The sequence below is a fragment of the Sulfurovum sp. MH2-6 genome, assembly GCF_058374785.1.
Window position 1 is genome coordinate 2,215,324 of record NZ_CM178170.1, and the last position, 15,636, is coordinate 2,230,959.

Here is a 15,636-nt window from a genome sequence, read left to right on the forward strand (position 1 = left end):
CCTTCAATGAATAAAATTGGCCAATATTTTAACACCTTTGATATAACAAGAGGCTTTTTCATATCGTTTCTCTTATCGGCTTTTATTTACCTCCATTATTTTCACTTTTCAACTCCTGTTATAAATACGACAGTGGGGGTCGTAGGACTCTATCTCTTATTGGGTTCAGAGCGCAAGAGCTGGTTCTGGAGCGGTGCATTTGTCGGACTCTTCTGGTTTTGGTGGATTATACTCAGTTTCAAACACTACCAGATGCTCTGGGCAATGCCTATCGGGCTTTTCTTCATCGCTTTGATCTATGGTCTGCTTTTTTGGTTCATCACCTACCTGAGTGAAACAGTCGCATCAAAATTTCCTTTTCAAGAGCTGGCGGCACTCACACTGAAAGCACTGGGGCTCTTAGGATTAAGCTATATCCACCCTTTTGGTTTTGACTGGCTCAAACCCGAACTTGTTTTTGTAGAGAGCTACCTGGGGATAGAGAAGTGGCAGTTTGCCACTATACTCTCAGCGATCATCTTCACGCTCTGGCAGTCGCGTCCCTACTATCTGCTCCTGATGATACTCGCCTATCAGCCACTCCCCAAAGGAGAGATACCGGTTGATAAAGCGCTGCAGATCGTCTCTACTGCCATTCCAGTTGAGGAGAAGTGGAAAACCTCACTTCAGCCTCAGCATTTCCGGGTGCTTTTTGAGCAGATAGACAAAGCGATCGAGGCGGATAAAAAACTGGTGATCCTGCCCGAGTCGGTCTTCCCCGTATTTATCAACCGTTCCCAGGAACTCATCGACGAACTTCAAACCCGTGCCCAAAAGATCAATATCGTTACAGGAGGGCTCTTCGCTGACGGTACTGTACCGCGTAACTCTACCTATATCTTCACCAAAAACCGTATCCTGGTAGCCAATAAGGTCCTGCTGGTACCCTTTGGAGAGAGCAACCCCCTGCCTGACTTTCTCAGTGACTGGGTCAATGAAGTCTTTTATGACGGTGCGGTGGACTATATCGCCAGTGCAGATGTCACAGACTACAAAGTTGAAGACAAGGTATACCGCAATGCGATCTGCTTTGAAGCCACCAGCGAAAAACTCTATAAAGACCGTCCCGAACATATGATCGTACTGAGCAACAACGGCTGGTTTGTCCCTTCTACCGAGCCGAGTTTGCAAAAACTGCTTCTGCTCTATTACAACAAAAAGTATGATACAACCATCTACCACAGTATCAATATGTCGCCCTCGTACCTCATTCAACAGGGCATGATCAGGGAGGTAGAGTAATGTGTGCTATTTTCGGCATTGTGGGGAGATATGATACGGCCCGGGCACAAAGGGCTTTTGAGACACTCACCCACAGGGGAGTGGATGAAAGCCATGTGATCAAAAACGAACACTGCTTTCTTGGTCTGCACCGTCTAGCCATTACTGCTATCCATACGCCGCATACCCAGCCCATCCAAAAAGAGGGGTTGCTCTTTGCTATGAACGGGGAGATCTATAACTACCTGGCACTGGCCGAAGAACTGGGTATCGAGGCCAAAAGCGATACAGAGGTCGCTTTTGCCGCCTATCGACAATGGGGCGACCGTTTTGTAGAAAAACTGCGTGGGATGTTTGCCATTGCGATCATCGAGAATGAGAGTCTCAAACTCTTTCGCGATCCTTTCGGTAAAAAACCGCTCTACTATACGGTCATGGAGGGGCAGGTCATCTTTGCCAGCGAACTCAAAGCGATAGAGGCATTAAAACCCTTGGAGTTTGACAGGGAGATCCTGCCATGCTATCTCTCTTACCAGGCTGCTGTAACACCCAGAACCTTTGATAAAAACGTTTTTCAAGTCGGGGCCGGATGCCGGGTGACTGTCACGAAAAGCCGTGAGATCTCTACAGATCGCTATTTTTCCCTGCTGGATACCCCTATCACACTGCATACAAAAAAAGAGGCGATCGATCAGATTCATCAAAAACTGATAGAGTCCGTAAAACTGCGTCTTCCCGGGGAGGTAAAGTACGGTGCCCTGCTCTCTGGAGGACTGGACTCTTCACTCATTGCGGCATTGGCCGCATCCAGCGCACCCCTGCATACCTTCAGCATCGGATATGAGGGGTATGAAAAGCATGATGAACGCCCCTATGCTGCACAGGTGGCAGCACATATCGGTGCTACACATCATGCCTACAGTTTTACCCGAGAGGATTTTTTGGAGACGCTGGAAGAGATACTCGGGATCCTTGATGAACCCTTTGCAGACCCGGCGATGGTACCGCTCTTTTACCTGATGAAGCAGATACGCAAAGAGGGTATCAAGGTGGTACTGACGGGGGATGGGAGTGATGAACTCTTCCTTGGCTACCGCACCTACAAAGAGTATCTGGATATCGAACAGCTCTCCAATCTCAAACACAAAAACTGGCTTAAAACCTATCTCAAATCACACTTCTCCATGCACAAAGAGTGGGAGTGGTACAAACGTATCCTCGAAGGGAAAACCCTTTTCCGCTCCAGTGCAGAGCTCTTTACGGACCTGCAGCAAAACAGACTCTTAAAGATGAATATCAAAGATAACTACTCATTGGACTGGATCGCTTCATACAGAGAAGAGCTTGAAAAGAGCGGCCGAAATGCACCGATAGACTGGTACAGCTTTTTGGACCTCAAAATTCAGCTGGGCGAAGTTTTTCTGCGCAAACTCGACCGTATCAGCATGGCCCAAAGCATTGAAGCACGCACACCTTTTTTAGATAAAGAAGTTGTCAAAACCGTTTTTACTACAGCCCCTGAACTCAGAGAAGCACAGCTCTCTAAAGGATGGATCAAGGAGATCGCCAAAACCTACCTTCCCGAAGCGATCATCCACCGTAAGAAAAAAGGGTTTAACTATCCCTATCTGGAATGGCTGCAGAGCAGTAATGAACTGGAAATCATCCAAAGGGTGCAAAAAAAACATAAAATTTTCAATGAAACACAGCTTGAGTGGCTTCTTTCGGAAGGAAAACAGGGAAGATTTCAGCATCAGATCTTTTCACTCTATCTTCTCTGCAGATGGATAGAGAGAAAGTTCGGCTGATTGACGCACGGTGATGAATTTAGATAAAATCTGACAAAAACCAAAGTATGTAATGAACTTCAAAAAATTCTTTATCGCACCTATCAAAGGCTACCAGTACATCTCCCGCATGCTGCCCGGCAATTGCCGTTACTACCCGAGCTGTTCGGAGTATGCGAAATGGCAGTTTGAATTCAATGCACCCCATAAAGCGCTGACAGCCTCTTCACTGAGGATTTTACGCTGTAATCAACTCTTCAAAGGGGGTATCGACTACCCCTTGGTGGAGTACACCCCTCCTAAGTGGATGGATTTACTCCGTTTTAATCAATTTTGTGGCAAAATAGTTATTATCTACTGGCTTGTTCCCAAAGCCGGTACACCCCAATATTATGTACTAAAGGACTTTGATGCCACAACAATTGAGTATCCATTCACCACTTGATATGCACCTTCACCTTAGAGATGGAGAGATGCTGCACAATATCGCCAAAGCGAGTGCTCATACCTTCTCCGGTGCGATTATTATGCCAAACCTTGTACCGCCGGTTACCAACAAAGAAGAGGTCGTTGCCTACAAAGCACGTATCATGGAAGCGATCGGCGATGAGTCCTTTGAACCCTATATGACACTCTTTTTCAAACCGAGTTATGACAGAGCATTTCTTGAGTCGGTGCGTGATGAGATCACTGCGATCAAACTCTACCCTGCGGGGATCACTACCAACAGTGAAGGGGGTGTCAGCGGTTTTGATGTAGAGGCGCTTCGTCCTGCCCTCACGGCCATGAGCGAACTCGGTCTCCCTCTCTGTATTCATGGAGAGACCAACGGATTTGTGATGGACAGAGAAGCAGAGTTTGTCTCCATCTATGAGGAGCTGGCAACAGCCTTTCCCGATCTTAAGATCATTATGGAGCACATCACGACAAAAGCAAGTGTAGAAGCCCTGGAGAGACATCCGAACCTCTATGCGACGATCACGCTGCACCACCTGCTTATTACACTTGACGATGTAGCCGGAGGTATGTTGCAGCCGCATCTTTTCTGTAAACCGATCGCGAAGCGTCCTTATGACAGAGAAGCACTGCTTGAAGTAGCATTGAAAGCGCACCCGAAAGTAATGTTCGGTTCCGACTCGGCACCGCATCCGAGAGAGGCCAAAGAGGCATGCGGATGTGCTGCCGGAGTCTTCACCGCACCGATCGCACTGCAGGTACTTGCTGAACTTTTTGAGAAACATGATGCTTTAGACAAGCTGCCTGATTTTATCAGCGGTAATGCATGTCGTATCTATGGTGTGACACCTCCCGCTAAAGAGGTAGTGCTGGAGAAGAGACCGTATGTCGTACCGAATGACTACAACGGTGTGGTACCGATGTATGCAGGAGAGGAAATTGCATACTCGCTCAAAGAGGTCAAGGTTGGATAGTAAACTCACAAAGTTTGTCAAAGGGCACAACGCCTTCCAGCAAGTCAAGTTTAAAAAGAATGAAGAGCGTTTTAAGCGTCTTGTAGAACAGGGCCAAAACCCCAAAGCGCTTTTTATCGGGTGTAGCGACTCGCGCGTAATGCCCGATATGATCACCGGTGCGAAACCGGGTGATCTTTTCATCATACGCAATGTCGGAAACTTTGTGGCGCCCTATAAGCCTGATGAGGATTACCACTCTACCGCCTCAGCCATCGAGTATGCCGTAAGCATCTTGGAGGTTTCAGACATCATTGTCTGCGGGCACTCCCACTGCGGTGCCATAGAGGCATTGTATAAAGAGCTCCCCCATACACCTGAAAACCTGCACACGATCAAGTGGCTTGATCTCGGCAGGGAGGCAAAGAAGGTCGCTTCGCTTGCCTACAAGGATAAAGACCGTACAGAGATGCTGCGCTACACGGAAAAGATATCTGTCGTCTACCAGCTTGAGAACCTGCTGACCTACCCGGGGGTAAAAAGACGCATTGAAGAGGGAACGCTCTTCCTGCATGCATGGCATTATGATCTTGAAAGCGGGGTCATTGAACATTATGACGATGAAAATTTTGAATTTATTCCGTTAAGTAAAAAGTAATCTGTTAAAATACGTGACAGGATAACATTCTATCAATTCCATAAGGAGAACGTTGTGTTAGCACATGACATTACAGAACTGATCGGTAACACACCGTTGGTCAAAATCAACTCTCTCTCAGAAGAGACAGGAACAACAATACTGGGTAAATGTGAATTTATGAATCCCACCTCATCGGTCAAAGACCGTATCGCTTTCAATATGATCAATGAAGCGATGAAAGCAGGCAGGATCAACCAGGATACAACGATCATAGAACCGACATCGGGAAATACAGGTATCGGACTTGCAGCGATCTGTGCAGCAAAAGGGCTCAAGCTTATCCTGACAATGCCTGAGTCTATGAGTATCGAAAGACGCAAGCTGCTCACACACCTTGGCGCCAACCTTGTACTTACCCCTGCAAACAGAGGGATGGGCGGTGCTATAGAAAAGGCTTCCCAGCTTGAAAAAGAGTTGGATAATGCGATCATACTGCAGCAGTTTGACAACCCTGACAATCCGGATATTCACAGAAGAACCACCGCAATGGAGATACTGAAGGATACCGATAACCACCTCGATATCTTTGTGGCTGCAGTAGGGACAGGGGGTACTCTTACCGGTACTTCAGAGGTACTCAAAGAGCATCTTCCGGATATCACCTCTGTGGCAGTAGAACCGCAATCCTCTTCGGTACTCTACGGCAAATCAGCCGGACCGCACAAAATACAGGGAATCGGTGCAGGATTTATCCCGAGCGTACTCAACACAGAGATTTACGATGAAGTGATCCCTGTAGCCGATGAGGATGCATTTGCGATGTCAAGAAAAGTTGCCAAAGAGGAAGGTCTGCTGGTAGGTATCTCTGCCGGAGCAAACCTCTTTGCCGCGTTAGAGTTGGCAAAAAGACCCGAGAACAAAGGCAAAACGATCGTCACGATACTGTGCGATACGGCTGAACGCTACCTCTCCACAGAGCTCTTTGAATAATCTCTACTATGCAACCGTCCGATCTTCTTTTAGAAACCATCAAATGTGAAGGCGGAGAGGTGCATCATCTGGAGTACCACCAAAAACGGCTTGATAAAAGCAGGAGAGAACTCTTTGGTCTGACTGACACACTTGACCTCTCCTCTCTGATCAAAGCCCCTGATGAAAAACTCTACCGATGCAGAGTACTCTACTCCCACACCATGGAGTCTGTTGAGTTCATTCCCTATAGACCAAAAGAGATCAAGACCCTTAAAGTAGTTCCTTCGGATTTCACCTATCACTATAAATTTGCTGATCGAAGTGCACTGGAGAGACTCCTGGAAGAGAACCCGGAGGCAGATGATGTCATTATCGAAAAAGAGGGACTCATCACCGATACGACGATTGCCAATATCGCTTTCTTCGACGGGAAAACATGGATCACTCCCAGAGAGCCGCTGCTTAAAGGAACCATGCGTGCCTATCTTCTAGATCAGGGATTCCTCCAAGAAAAAGATATCCCCAGTGATTCGCTCGAGAGGTATGAAAAAGTGGCTTTAATGAATGCTATGTTAGGATTTAAGATCCTAAGTCACATCAATATTTTAAAATCATAAGGCAGAACATGACGATCAATCTTTTCCAAACACCGGAATATAGCGCTATCATGGAAGAACACTTAAGCAAACATCTCTCCTATCTTTTCGACAAAGATCAGGAATTTGCGATCGTTTGCGAGGTGAAGCATATCACTTTTACCCCCGAGCTTCCTTCAGATATCTATGAAACATTTAAAGATACCGTATTGTTTGTTTTAAGCGGGTATACCTACCAAAGTGCAAAAGTCGAGGATGGGATCTTTTCCTTTGAAGCGGGGTTCGGAAGTGACAACTTCGGTTCGACCGTCTCGATGCCTCTACTGGCAATCAAACAGCTTTTTGTCGGTGATACCCCCGTACTCATCAATCATGCAGAAATCAGTTCACAAGTTCTATCCAAAAAAGCTTCAACGCAAAACTCTATGGAAGCGCTTTTAAGTAACCCCGAAAATAAAAAGTTTTTGAAAAAAAAATAGGAAAGTTTCCACTGTGACTTAGGCGTCACAGTGTCCGGTAAGAATATAGTTTACAACATTCTCTACATAGGCATTATGTTTATTCTCTTTAGAGTAAGCTATATAGAAGCTTCGTGTCATCGTGTAACCACGGAGTCTCGCCTCAAACAACTCACCTCTGCTCACCTCTTCTTCGATCGCATGTTTGGAGATGATCGAGACAACAGGCTTCTCTTCGTTCTTTTTCGCTTTTTTTATCGATTGAAGTACTGCTGTGGTATTACTTACCTCACTGAGTACATCAAAACTTTGACAGGATACACCCAACTCTTCAAAGACCTCAGAAACTACCTGTCTTGTGTGTGAACCTTCATCACGGCAGATCCATTGAAAATCATAAAGCTCTTCAGTTTTAAGTACTTTCGGGATAGGCACATTACTCACTACAACAAGCTCATCTTCCAACCACTCTCTGTAGATCAGGTCATTATCAATCACAGGGGATTCAATCAGACCAAGATCCAGTTTTCTGTCTTTAAGCTTTTGCACGATATTTTGACTTAGGTCAATGCTTAGCTTTACATCATTATTGATCGCTTTGCTCATTGTGTTGAGACACTGTCCAGGGATAATATAGGTACCGATCGTGAAAGAAGCTCCCAGTCTGAACGTGATCTCCTTGTTGATGATCTTCAATACATCATTCTCAGAGGCGTGGATCTCTTTTTCAAGACGCAATGCTATCTTGTAGAGTTCATCTCCCGCTGCGGTGAGTTTGATCCCGTTCTTTTTACGTTCAATGATCTTCTCACCTAAGTATTTTTCTATAAATTTTATTTGCTGTGTTACTGCAGGCTGAGAAATACCTAGCTTAGCAGATGCCTTAGAGAAACTTCTCTCTCTCGCAACCGTCAGAAATGTCTCGAGTTTAACAAAATCTTTTAACATTGATTTCCTTTTTTTAAATATATACAACGATAACAATAATTAATCGCTATACAAAACAAATAATTCTGAAAAATATTATAACAAATTATACTTAACAGTACATAAGTTCAACTTATTAGTAAAATCAGAATTATTCTTTTCTATTCATCCTTAATCATTATAAGGGTATAATTAATAGATATTAGGAGTTCATAAGAGATTATATGGAAACAATTATAAATCAGCTTAACCCCTCACAGCGTGAAGCTGTAGAGCATATCGATGGGGCATTACTTATTCTCGCGGGTGCCGGATCGGGGAAAACAAAAACCCTGACAACAAGACTTGCATACCTGATCGGAGAAGTAGGTATCGATCCTGCCAATACCCTGACTTTGACCTTTACCAACAAAGCAGCCGCAGAGATGAGAGAGCGTGCACTGGGGCTTATGCCGGGTAGGTCCAGTTATCCGCCTCTGCTATGCACTTTCCATAAATTCGGTCTGCTCTTTTTGAAATTCCACATCGAAAAACTGGGACGTAACAATAACTTTGTGATCATCGACAGCGATGACAAAAAACGTCTCATACGCACCATTGCCAAAGAGCTGAAAATAGATCTCAATATCTCCTTCATCGCTTCAGAGATCTCGAAATACAAAAATTCACTCCTCCCTCCTGAAGTGGTGAAAAAAAATGCAGAGCTCTCTGATTATAAGAAAGTGGCTGCCATCTATGAAAAGTACCAGGAAAATATCGAAGAGAATAACCTCGTAGATTTCGATGACCTTTTGATGCTTACCTATAAAATACTCGATGAAGACCCTGTACTCCGTAAAGAGACAAGTGAGCGTTACCGCTATATCATGGTAGATGAGTACCAGGATACCAATGAGCTCCAATTCAAACTGCTCGAACACCTCTGCAGCGAACACGGCAACCTTTGTGTCGTGGGTGATGATGACCAGAGTATCTACGGCTGGAGAGGCGCAAATATACGAAATATTCTGGAGTTTTCAGAGAATTTTGAGGGTACTAAAGTCGTGAAGCTGGAGACCAACTACCGTTCTACCGAACCTATCCTGGAAGCAGCCAATACACTGATCGAGCACAACTCAAGACGTTTGGGCAAAAAACTTGTCAGTCACAAAGGGAAAGGGGGAGAAGTCAAACTCCTGCACTCTCTGGATGAATCCATGGAAGCCAAATCGATCGCGCATGAGATAGAGGCACTTTTGGACAAAGGGGTTGATCCCGAAGAGATCGCCGTTCTTTACCGTATCAATGCACTCTCAAGATCTTTGGAAGAGGGGTTCACCAAAGAAGGACTCAGCTTTAAGCTGATCGGCGGAATGCGCTTCTACGAACGGGCCGAGATCAAAGATATCATCTCCTATTTCAGAGTCATCTCCAATCCTTATGATGACTTCTCACTGCTGCGTATTATCAACAAACCCAAAAGAGGTATCGGTAAAGCCTCTATTGAAAAACTGCAGAAAGCCGCATATGATACACACCTTTCGGTATTTGCCTACATTGAGAGAATGTTAACCGGAGAACTGCCTGTTGTCATCAGCAAAAAAGTGGCAACGGCACTGGAAAAAATGGTTGAAGACATCACCTTCCTACGGGAAGAGGCTGCAGGTTCACTTGAAAACTTTATCACACTCTTTGAAGAGCGTATCAAACTCAAAGAGCACTATGCAGCCATGGTAGACGGGTTTGAACGCAACATGAACATCGATGAGTTTTACGGATACTTCAGGGATGCCGTCGCGAAAAACCTGGAACTCAATCTTGATGAATTCCTCAATGACATCTCCCTCCAAAGTGATCAGGACCAGATAGAAGAGAATGCCATTACGATCATGAGTATCCATGCGGCCAAAGGTTTGGAGTTCGAGCATGTCTTTGTCATCGGGATGGAAGAGGAGTTCTTCCCGCTGCTGGGTGAAGGATGCAATATGGAAGAGGAGCGTAGACTGGGCTATGTAGCCATCACCAGGGCCAAATCCGATCTCACGCTCTGTTATGTCGACAGCCGCTTCTACAAGGGCCGAAGAAAGATGATAGACAAAAGCCGTTTCCTTGGTGAAGCAGGCCTGATACAGGATGCCTCGCTGAAGATCACCAAAAGTTCTGCCTTCAAAAAAGGCGACCTCGTCAAACACAAGATCTTTGGTATCGGGCGCGTTCAGGCGGCTAATAAATCCGGCAAAGAGTATAAACTTCTGATCAATTTCGGCGGCAACAAAAAAGAGATACTCAGCTCTTTTGTACAACCGGTCTGATCGTAGGTCGGGGTATCCCTACCCCGACAGCTTTCTTATATCACTATTGTCGGGGTGAGGACACCCCGACCTACGAAGGAATAATGTGACATCTATTCACTACGTTATCATCAAAGTTTTGCACAGCAAAACATACCAAAACTGCTCCCTGCTCCCTGCTCCCTCTTATCTCTCATTAAAAGAGGTCTTTTAATGAATAGGTTGTTTGTCGTAAACAAGCCGATCTTCCGTTCATCCAACGGTTATATGGGGTATGTGAAACGCAAATACGGCACCAAAAAGGTAGGCTTTTCAGGGACACTTGACCCTTTTGCCACGGGATGCCTGATCGTCGCTACGGGTGTCTATACCAAACTCTTTCAGTATCTTGATAAAACCCCGAAGAGCTACCGTGCCACACTTTGGCTTGGGGCAAACTCACCGAGTCTCGATATCGAAAATGTAGACTCCATCCAGGAAGTGGCGCCTTTCAGCGAGGAGCAGGTCAAAGAGGTATTGCGTTCGCTGGAAGGTGAACTGACCTATTACCCTCCCAAGTTCTCCGCCAAAAAGATCGGCGGCAAGCGTGCCTATGAACTGGCACGCGAAGGCAAAGAGGTAGCACTCAAAACGATCACCTCTACGATCCATAAGATGAAGTTTATACACTACACCCACCCCTTTATACATTTTGAAGCAACGGTGAGTGAAGGGACCTATATACGAAGCCTCGGAGCGATCATCGCAGACAGACTGGGCGTGGATGCGACACTCTCCTCTCTCCACCGTATCCATGAGGGGGCGTTCCGCTATGAAGAGGAGAGAGCCGTCAACCCCTTCCAACACCTCGCCATCCCCATTAACCTCTATAGCGGGGATGAGAACTACCTGGAGCTCGGGAGAAAGCTCTCCGTGGAGTATTTTGAAAAGAAGGAGGATGGCACCTATCTGATAGAGACCTCCAACTTCTTTGCCATTATAGAGATCAAAGAGGGAAAAGTGAGCTACAAGCTCAATAGACTACCCAAGTTTGAGGAGGATACATGTACAGCATAAAAGCCCATGCCAAAGTCAATATCTTCCTGAAGATCACCGGACACAGAGGGGGATACCATACCCTACTTTCACGTTTTATGCGCGTAGAAGCGCTCTATGATACAATCACATTTGAGCCTTGTGTATGTGATACGTTTACTATAGAGGGATGCGAAGGGGTTCCTTTGGAATCCAATACCATCTACAGAGCTTACCAAAGTCTCAAAAGTTATACACAAAGCCCTGCACTGGAAAGGTTTTTCACATCCCATAAAGTGGTCGTCACCAAACGTATCCCGAGCCAGGCAGGTCTGGGCGGGGGAAGTTCGGATGCTGCGGCATTTATGCGCCTCTGCAATGAGGTATGCGGACTCAAACTTGATACAGAGACGCTCTCGGAGCTGGGCAGCAAGATAGGTGCCGACCTCCCCTTCTTTATCCATAACTACCCCTCTGCCAATGTCAGCGGTTTCGGTGAGATCGTGGAGCCTTTTGAAGAGGAGACGCTTCAGTTGGAACTCTTTACGCCTGAGATCGGGTGTGATACCACAGAGGTCTATAAAACCTTCAAAAAACATCTGCTTGATGATATCACACTCTGCAGTTTTACAGGGTGGGAAAAACTTGACTCAAGAACGCTGCTTGAAACAATCGCCGATCCGATCATACTCAATGATCTTTATGCTGCAGCCTTGCTCGCTTACCCGGAGCTAGGAGAGGTTCCACAGGCCAAAGAGGGGTGGTTCTTTTCGGGAAGCGGAAGTACGTTTTTTAGGATTAAAGCGTAGGGTGGGAGCATCCCACCATTATGGTGGATTTCATCCACCCTACAGCTCGCACTCACCCTTCTCTTCTTTTGTTCCCACGATTTTCGTGAGAATGTCTATGACAGTATAGCCATTCACGATATTTTAGCATATCGTATGTGAGTATGGATTACCACGTGCAACGTGGGAACCAAATAAAGAATTTATCTCCGCTGAGAGCAGTGTAAAAACGTAGACAAAACCTTATAAATTTATATATTTTATAAGGTTTTCACAAAAAGTATTTTTGATATACTCTTAATGCTGAAACAATAAGGACACTTTGTTCTTTTAGGGGTGGGTAGATGAAAGAGATATTATCGGAAGAAACTATTATTGAAGGTCAATGGCAATCCAATGGCAAAGAAATCATTGTTGATGATGTTTGCAAAAGAATTGAATGGCTAATTTCTGAGGTATTAGAAGAAATTGGCGTTGATACATCTGGCTGGAAGACACTTTATCAAGATCCAAAAGATAATCGAAAATGGGTCCTCTATTTCCCACAAAGCGAAATACATGGTGGTGGACCACCAGCACTAATGGTTGTTTCGGATGATGAAATCAGTGGCAAATATACACGTTAAACATAAAGGAATAAATTTATGGAATTTCCAATAATAATCAATCACAAGGATATCGTTCTTAAACTGTTTAACTGGATGGATTATCCAAAAAATCAGGCTGCTAGAAATGTTGAAGCTTATGACAAAAATGGTAATTGCTTATGGGTAATTGAGTCATTGAATGGCAATCCAGAAACAGATTACTATACGAATATTTCATCAAAAAATGGGGAAATTCACGCATTCAATTTTCAGTGCTATGATTGCGTTATAGATGAAAGTACAGGGAAAGTAATTTCAAATAAATTCACAAAATAACCAAAACCTTATAATCTAACATATTTTATAACGTTATTCGCTATAGCGACATTTTCAGCCTATAAATCTATACCCTTCAATAGAAAACCTTATAAAATGTTCTGTATTGGTATATTTTATAAGGAAAACCATCAAAAGAAATGTGGTCTAAAAAAAGCGTAAAGACAGGTGTTTTAATTACGTGAAATCGATTGATCACAGACAATTAATTGTGCTATAATTTCTATCTATCGGTGACATAAAATCCTGAACAGTCTCGATCAAAACCTCATAAAGTTATATATTTTCCTCTCGCTCCAAAACTGAGTTTGGGAGTATATTAAACTAATGTGTCACATGCTCCGTATGGATTCCCAAATACAATTTGGGAACCAGTAAAGCTCGCACTCACCCTTCTCTTGACTATACAAATGATGGAACAAGGGAGATTAAAGCGTAGTATCCCACGCAAAAGCATCAAAAAGCTTCCTGTAAGTTTCATCCAGAGGGGCGCTGATCTCTAACTTCTCTTTGGTGACAGGATGCTCAAAAGAGATAAAATCTGCATGCAGCAAAAGCCTATGCACATCAAACTTCTCCCTAAAGAGCTTGTTGTGTTCACCCCTGCCATGCTTCGTATCACCTACGATGGGGTGAAAGATATGCTTCATATGGCGTCTCAGCTGATGTTTGCGCCCTGTTTTGGGTTGCAGTCTGACCAGTGAGTACCTGGCAACGGGATAACGGCTTACAGGATAAGGCAGCTCTATGGTTGCCAGACGTCTGTAGTAGGTCTGAGCTTCCTGGGCTTCCTTGGTGATCCCCTGCGCTTTTTGGGCCTTGGTATCAAGCATCTGTTTGAGGGGATGATCGATCATCCCCTCCTCTTCACTGTAGCCTCTGACTACAGCGATATACTCCTTTACGATCTCCCCGTTTCGGAACATATCTGACAATACTTTAGCCACCTCTTGATCAAGCGCAAAAAGCAATACACCGGAGGTCGGTTTGTCCAGACGGTGCACGGGATAGACATACCGGCCTATCTGATCACGTACGATCTGCAGTGCGAACCTGGTCTCATTTCTGTCAATGGGGGATTTATGGACGAGGAGTCCTGAAGGTTTGTTGAGAACGATCAGAAAGCGGTCCTGGTAGAGTACCTCAAGCGCCTCTTTCTCACTGGCTTCCGACAAACCGCTCTTTGGATCGTCAGTCAAGATAGATTCTTCTCTCTGAGAAGATATACTCTTTCAGGAAGAAAGGATCAGTGACGCCGATCTCTTTCGCCATCTTTTCACTGATCAGGCGGTAGGAGAAGGTGTATTTTGCATGGGTTGCACCTTTTGGTACATCAAAGGTATACTCCTCTGTCGTATTCCCTGCCAGTCTCGTATCTTTTGATTTTGATTTTGCCAAATGAGGGATTGTCTCCTCCCCTTTGTCATCTACCCATTTGGATGCCAATACTTTTTTCTCTTCACCCACTTTTTTGTCTGACCTGTCAAAATAGTCGACATGCAGGATAATCTCTCTCAGGCCGTATCCCGTCGGGATAAAGTGCGGTGTTTTGTTTTTCAGCGTGAGGGTAAACTTCCCTCCTCTTGTGCTGCTTTTGACATCGATGTAGTTGATCATGATATTGCTGTTGTCTACACTCGCAAAACGGTGCTCCCTGACCATTCTCGGCTTGGGTTTGTCGCCCGCCACACTATAGTTGGAAGCAAACCCTTCAAACTTCTCGCTCATATGGCACTCTTTACACCCTTCCTTCGAGCCCATTTCGTCATACTCTTTTCCTGTGGCATAGACTTCGACACCATGGCTGTTCGAAGCGCTGTGGTGACATACAAAACAGAGCGTAGGATCATCCGACATAAAGTGCGCCCTCTGTGCTGTTTTGTGATAAGGGGATACCGCATCGTCAAACGGTCCGAACATCGTCCCCTGCTTTCCGAACTTCACACTGTTCATTCCCTCTGAACCTTTTGACTTATCCAGATGGATCTCATCGATATTGTGACAGACGACACAGTTGATACCGTTTTTCATATTTTCGGTATTCAGTACCCTCTCCATCTCTTCTTTATTCTCTTCAATCCCCATCAATAGAAGGTATTTGTCCTTCTCTGCCACCGTTTTTTTGGTGATTCTTGGGTTATGGCATTTGGCACACTCAACCTTCATCTCATCCAGTATCAGTGTAGGGTTTTTCCGAACCATGTACTCCAACGATTTTTTGAAAAGATCATTTTTGGAGAAGTGAGAATTTGAGTGTCTAGAGGTTTCCCATCTCTTAGAGATCTCCATATGACAGGCATTACAGTTCTCATTGGTCTCATATTTCTTACTGATCTCTTCTGCCTGTAACATATCCACTGCCAAAAGTGAAAACACTATCCAAAACAACTTCATCTCTTTTCTCCCTTGAAAAATAAACCTACACTAATGAATCATAAAGCCCAACATACCTTCGAATCTCCCAACTTTTCTTTTCCCTCTATGATCTTAGATCTGACTTCTTCTATCAACAACGCCTTAATATTATAGTAAATTATAACATGCTTAGATTAATTTATTCGTCATTTATTCCACCATTCAGCAAACTCTCAT

At 44.7% G+C, this 15,636-nt stretch carries 16 protein-coding genes; 13 read left to right on the forward strand and 3 right to left on the reverse strand.

Going from position 1 to position 15,636, the window contains the following annotated elements; all coding sequences use genetic code 11:
- The first annotated feature begins 6 nt into the window (after window positions 1–6).
- Genes AC4JOV_RS11250 through AC4JOV_RS11285 form a run of 8 tightly spaced genes read left to right on the forward strand, consistent with a single transcriptional unit; the run spans window position 7 to window position 7,143 of the window.
- Window positions 7–1,281 (forward strand): apolipoprotein N-acyltransferase, encoded by a 1,275-nt coding sequence (locus AC4JOV_RS11250; RefSeq protein WP_229937492.1) that lies wholly within the window; start codon window positions 7–9, stop codon window positions 1,279–1,281.
- Entirely contained in the window at window positions 1,281–3,068 is a 1,788-nt protein-coding gene (asnB, locus tag AC4JOV_RS11255; protein ID WP_229937491.1) for an asparagine synthase (glutamine-hydrolyzing), read from the forward strand. Before AC4JOV_RS11250 ends, asnB begins: the two co-directional genes overlap by 1 nt.
- Before the next feature lie 52 nt (window positions 3,069–3,120).
- A complete protein-coding gene (gene yidD / locus AC4JOV_RS11260) occupies window positions 3,121–3,492 on the forward strand; it encodes a membrane protein insertion efficiency factor YidD (protein ID WP_229937490.1) in 372 nt (123 codons plus the stop codon).
- On the forward strand, window positions 3,458–4,477 hold the full coding sequence (pyrC, locus tag AC4JOV_RS11265) for a dihydroorotase (RefSeq protein WP_229937489.1): 1,020 nt from the start codon (window positions 3,458–3,460) through the stop codon (window positions 4,475–4,477). Before yidD ends, pyrC begins: the two co-directional genes overlap by 35 nt.
- Window positions 4,470–5,114, forward strand: a complete 645-nt coding sequence (locus AC4JOV_RS11270; protein WP_229937488.1) for a carbonic anhydrase — start codon at window positions 4,470–4,472, stop codon at window positions 5,112–5,114. Before pyrC ends, AC4JOV_RS11270 begins: the two co-directional genes overlap by 8 nt.
- A 54-nt stretch (window positions 5,115–5,168) precedes the next feature.
- Window positions 5,169–6,086 carry a cysteine synthase A gene (gene cysK / locus AC4JOV_RS11275; protein ID WP_229937487.1) on the forward strand — a complete coding sequence of 306 codons (918 nt, stop codon included), beginning with the start codon at window positions 5,169–5,171 and terminating at the stop codon, window positions 6,084–6,086.
- An 8-nt stretch (window positions 6,087–6,094) separates the two neighbouring features.
- A complete protein-coding gene (locus tag AC4JOV_RS11280; protein WP_229937486.1) occupies window positions 6,095–6,685 on the forward strand; it encodes an aminotransferase class IV family protein in 591 nt (196 codons plus the stop codon).
- Between the two features lie 8 nt (window positions 6,686–6,693).
- Window positions 6,694–7,143: a hypothetical protein gene (locus tag AC4JOV_RS11285; protein ID WP_229937485.1), complete on the forward strand. Its 450-nt coding sequence runs from the start codon at window positions 6,694–6,696 to the stop codon at window positions 7,141–7,143.
- A gap of 18 nt (window positions 7,144–7,161) precedes the next feature.
- On the opposite strand, the gene AC4JOV_RS11290 is transcribed toward AC4JOV_RS11285, so the two are convergent.
- Window positions 7,162–8,070 (reverse strand): LysR family transcriptional regulator, encoded by a 909-nt coding sequence (locus AC4JOV_RS11290; protein WP_229937484.1) that lies wholly within the window; start codon window positions 8,068–8,070, stop codon window positions 7,162–7,164.
- A gap of 203 nt (window positions 8,071–8,273) precedes the next feature.
- Here AC4JOV_RS11290 and AC4JOV_RS11295 point away from each other — a divergent pair, with 203 nt between their 5' ends.
- The 5 genes from AC4JOV_RS11295 (at window position 8,274) to AC4JOV_RS11315 (ending at window position 13,044) form a co-directional block, all read left to right on the forward strand.
- Window positions 8,274–10,340, forward strand: a complete 2,067-nt coding sequence (locus AC4JOV_RS11295) for an ATP-dependent helicase (protein WP_229937483.1) — start codon at window positions 8,274–8,276, stop codon at window positions 10,338–10,340.
- Between the two features lie 192 nt (window positions 10,341–10,532).
- The gene (truB, locus tag AC4JOV_RS11300; protein WP_229937482.1) at window positions 10,533–11,375 is read left to right on the forward strand and encodes a tRNA pseudouridine(55) synthase TruB; all 843 of its coding nucleotides are present in this window, start codon (window positions 10,533–10,535) and stop codon (window positions 11,373–11,375) included.
- Window positions 11,363–12,142 (forward strand): 4-(cytidine 5'-diphospho)-2-C-methyl-D-erythritol kinase, encoded by a 780-nt coding sequence (locus AC4JOV_RS11305; protein ID WP_229937481.1) that lies wholly within the window; start codon window positions 11,363–11,365, stop codon window positions 12,140–12,142. The genes truB and AC4JOV_RS11305 overlap by 13 nt, the downstream gene beginning before the upstream one ends.
- A 323-nt stretch (window positions 12,143–12,465) precedes the next feature.
- Window positions 12,466–12,747 carry an Imm27 family immunity protein gene (locus AC4JOV_RS11310; protein WP_229937480.1) on the forward strand — a complete coding sequence of 94 codons (282 nt, stop codon included), beginning with the start codon at window positions 12,466–12,468 and terminating at the stop codon, window positions 12,745–12,747.
- An 18-nt stretch (window positions 12,748–12,765) separates the two neighbouring features.
- Window positions 12,766–13,044 carry a DUF7957 family protein gene (locus AC4JOV_RS11315; protein ID WP_229937479.1) on the forward strand — a complete coding sequence of 93 codons (279 nt, stop codon included), beginning with the start codon at window positions 12,766–12,768 and terminating at the stop codon, window positions 13,042–13,044.
- 428 nt (window positions 13,045–13,472) lie between these two features.
- On the opposite strand, the gene truC is transcribed toward AC4JOV_RS11315, so the two are convergent.
- A complete protein-coding gene (gene truC, locus AC4JOV_RS11320; protein ID WP_491522154.1) occupies window positions 13,473–14,243 on the reverse strand; it encodes a tRNA pseudouridine(65) synthase TruC in 771 nt (256 codons plus the stop codon).
- Window positions 14,236–15,438, reverse strand: a complete 1,203-nt coding sequence (locus AC4JOV_RS11325) for a cytochrome c family protein (protein WP_229937477.1) — start codon at window positions 15,436–15,438, stop codon at window positions 14,236–14,238. Before AC4JOV_RS11325 ends, truC begins: the two co-directional genes overlap by 8 nt.
- Window positions 15,439–15,636: the final 198 nt, after the last annotated feature.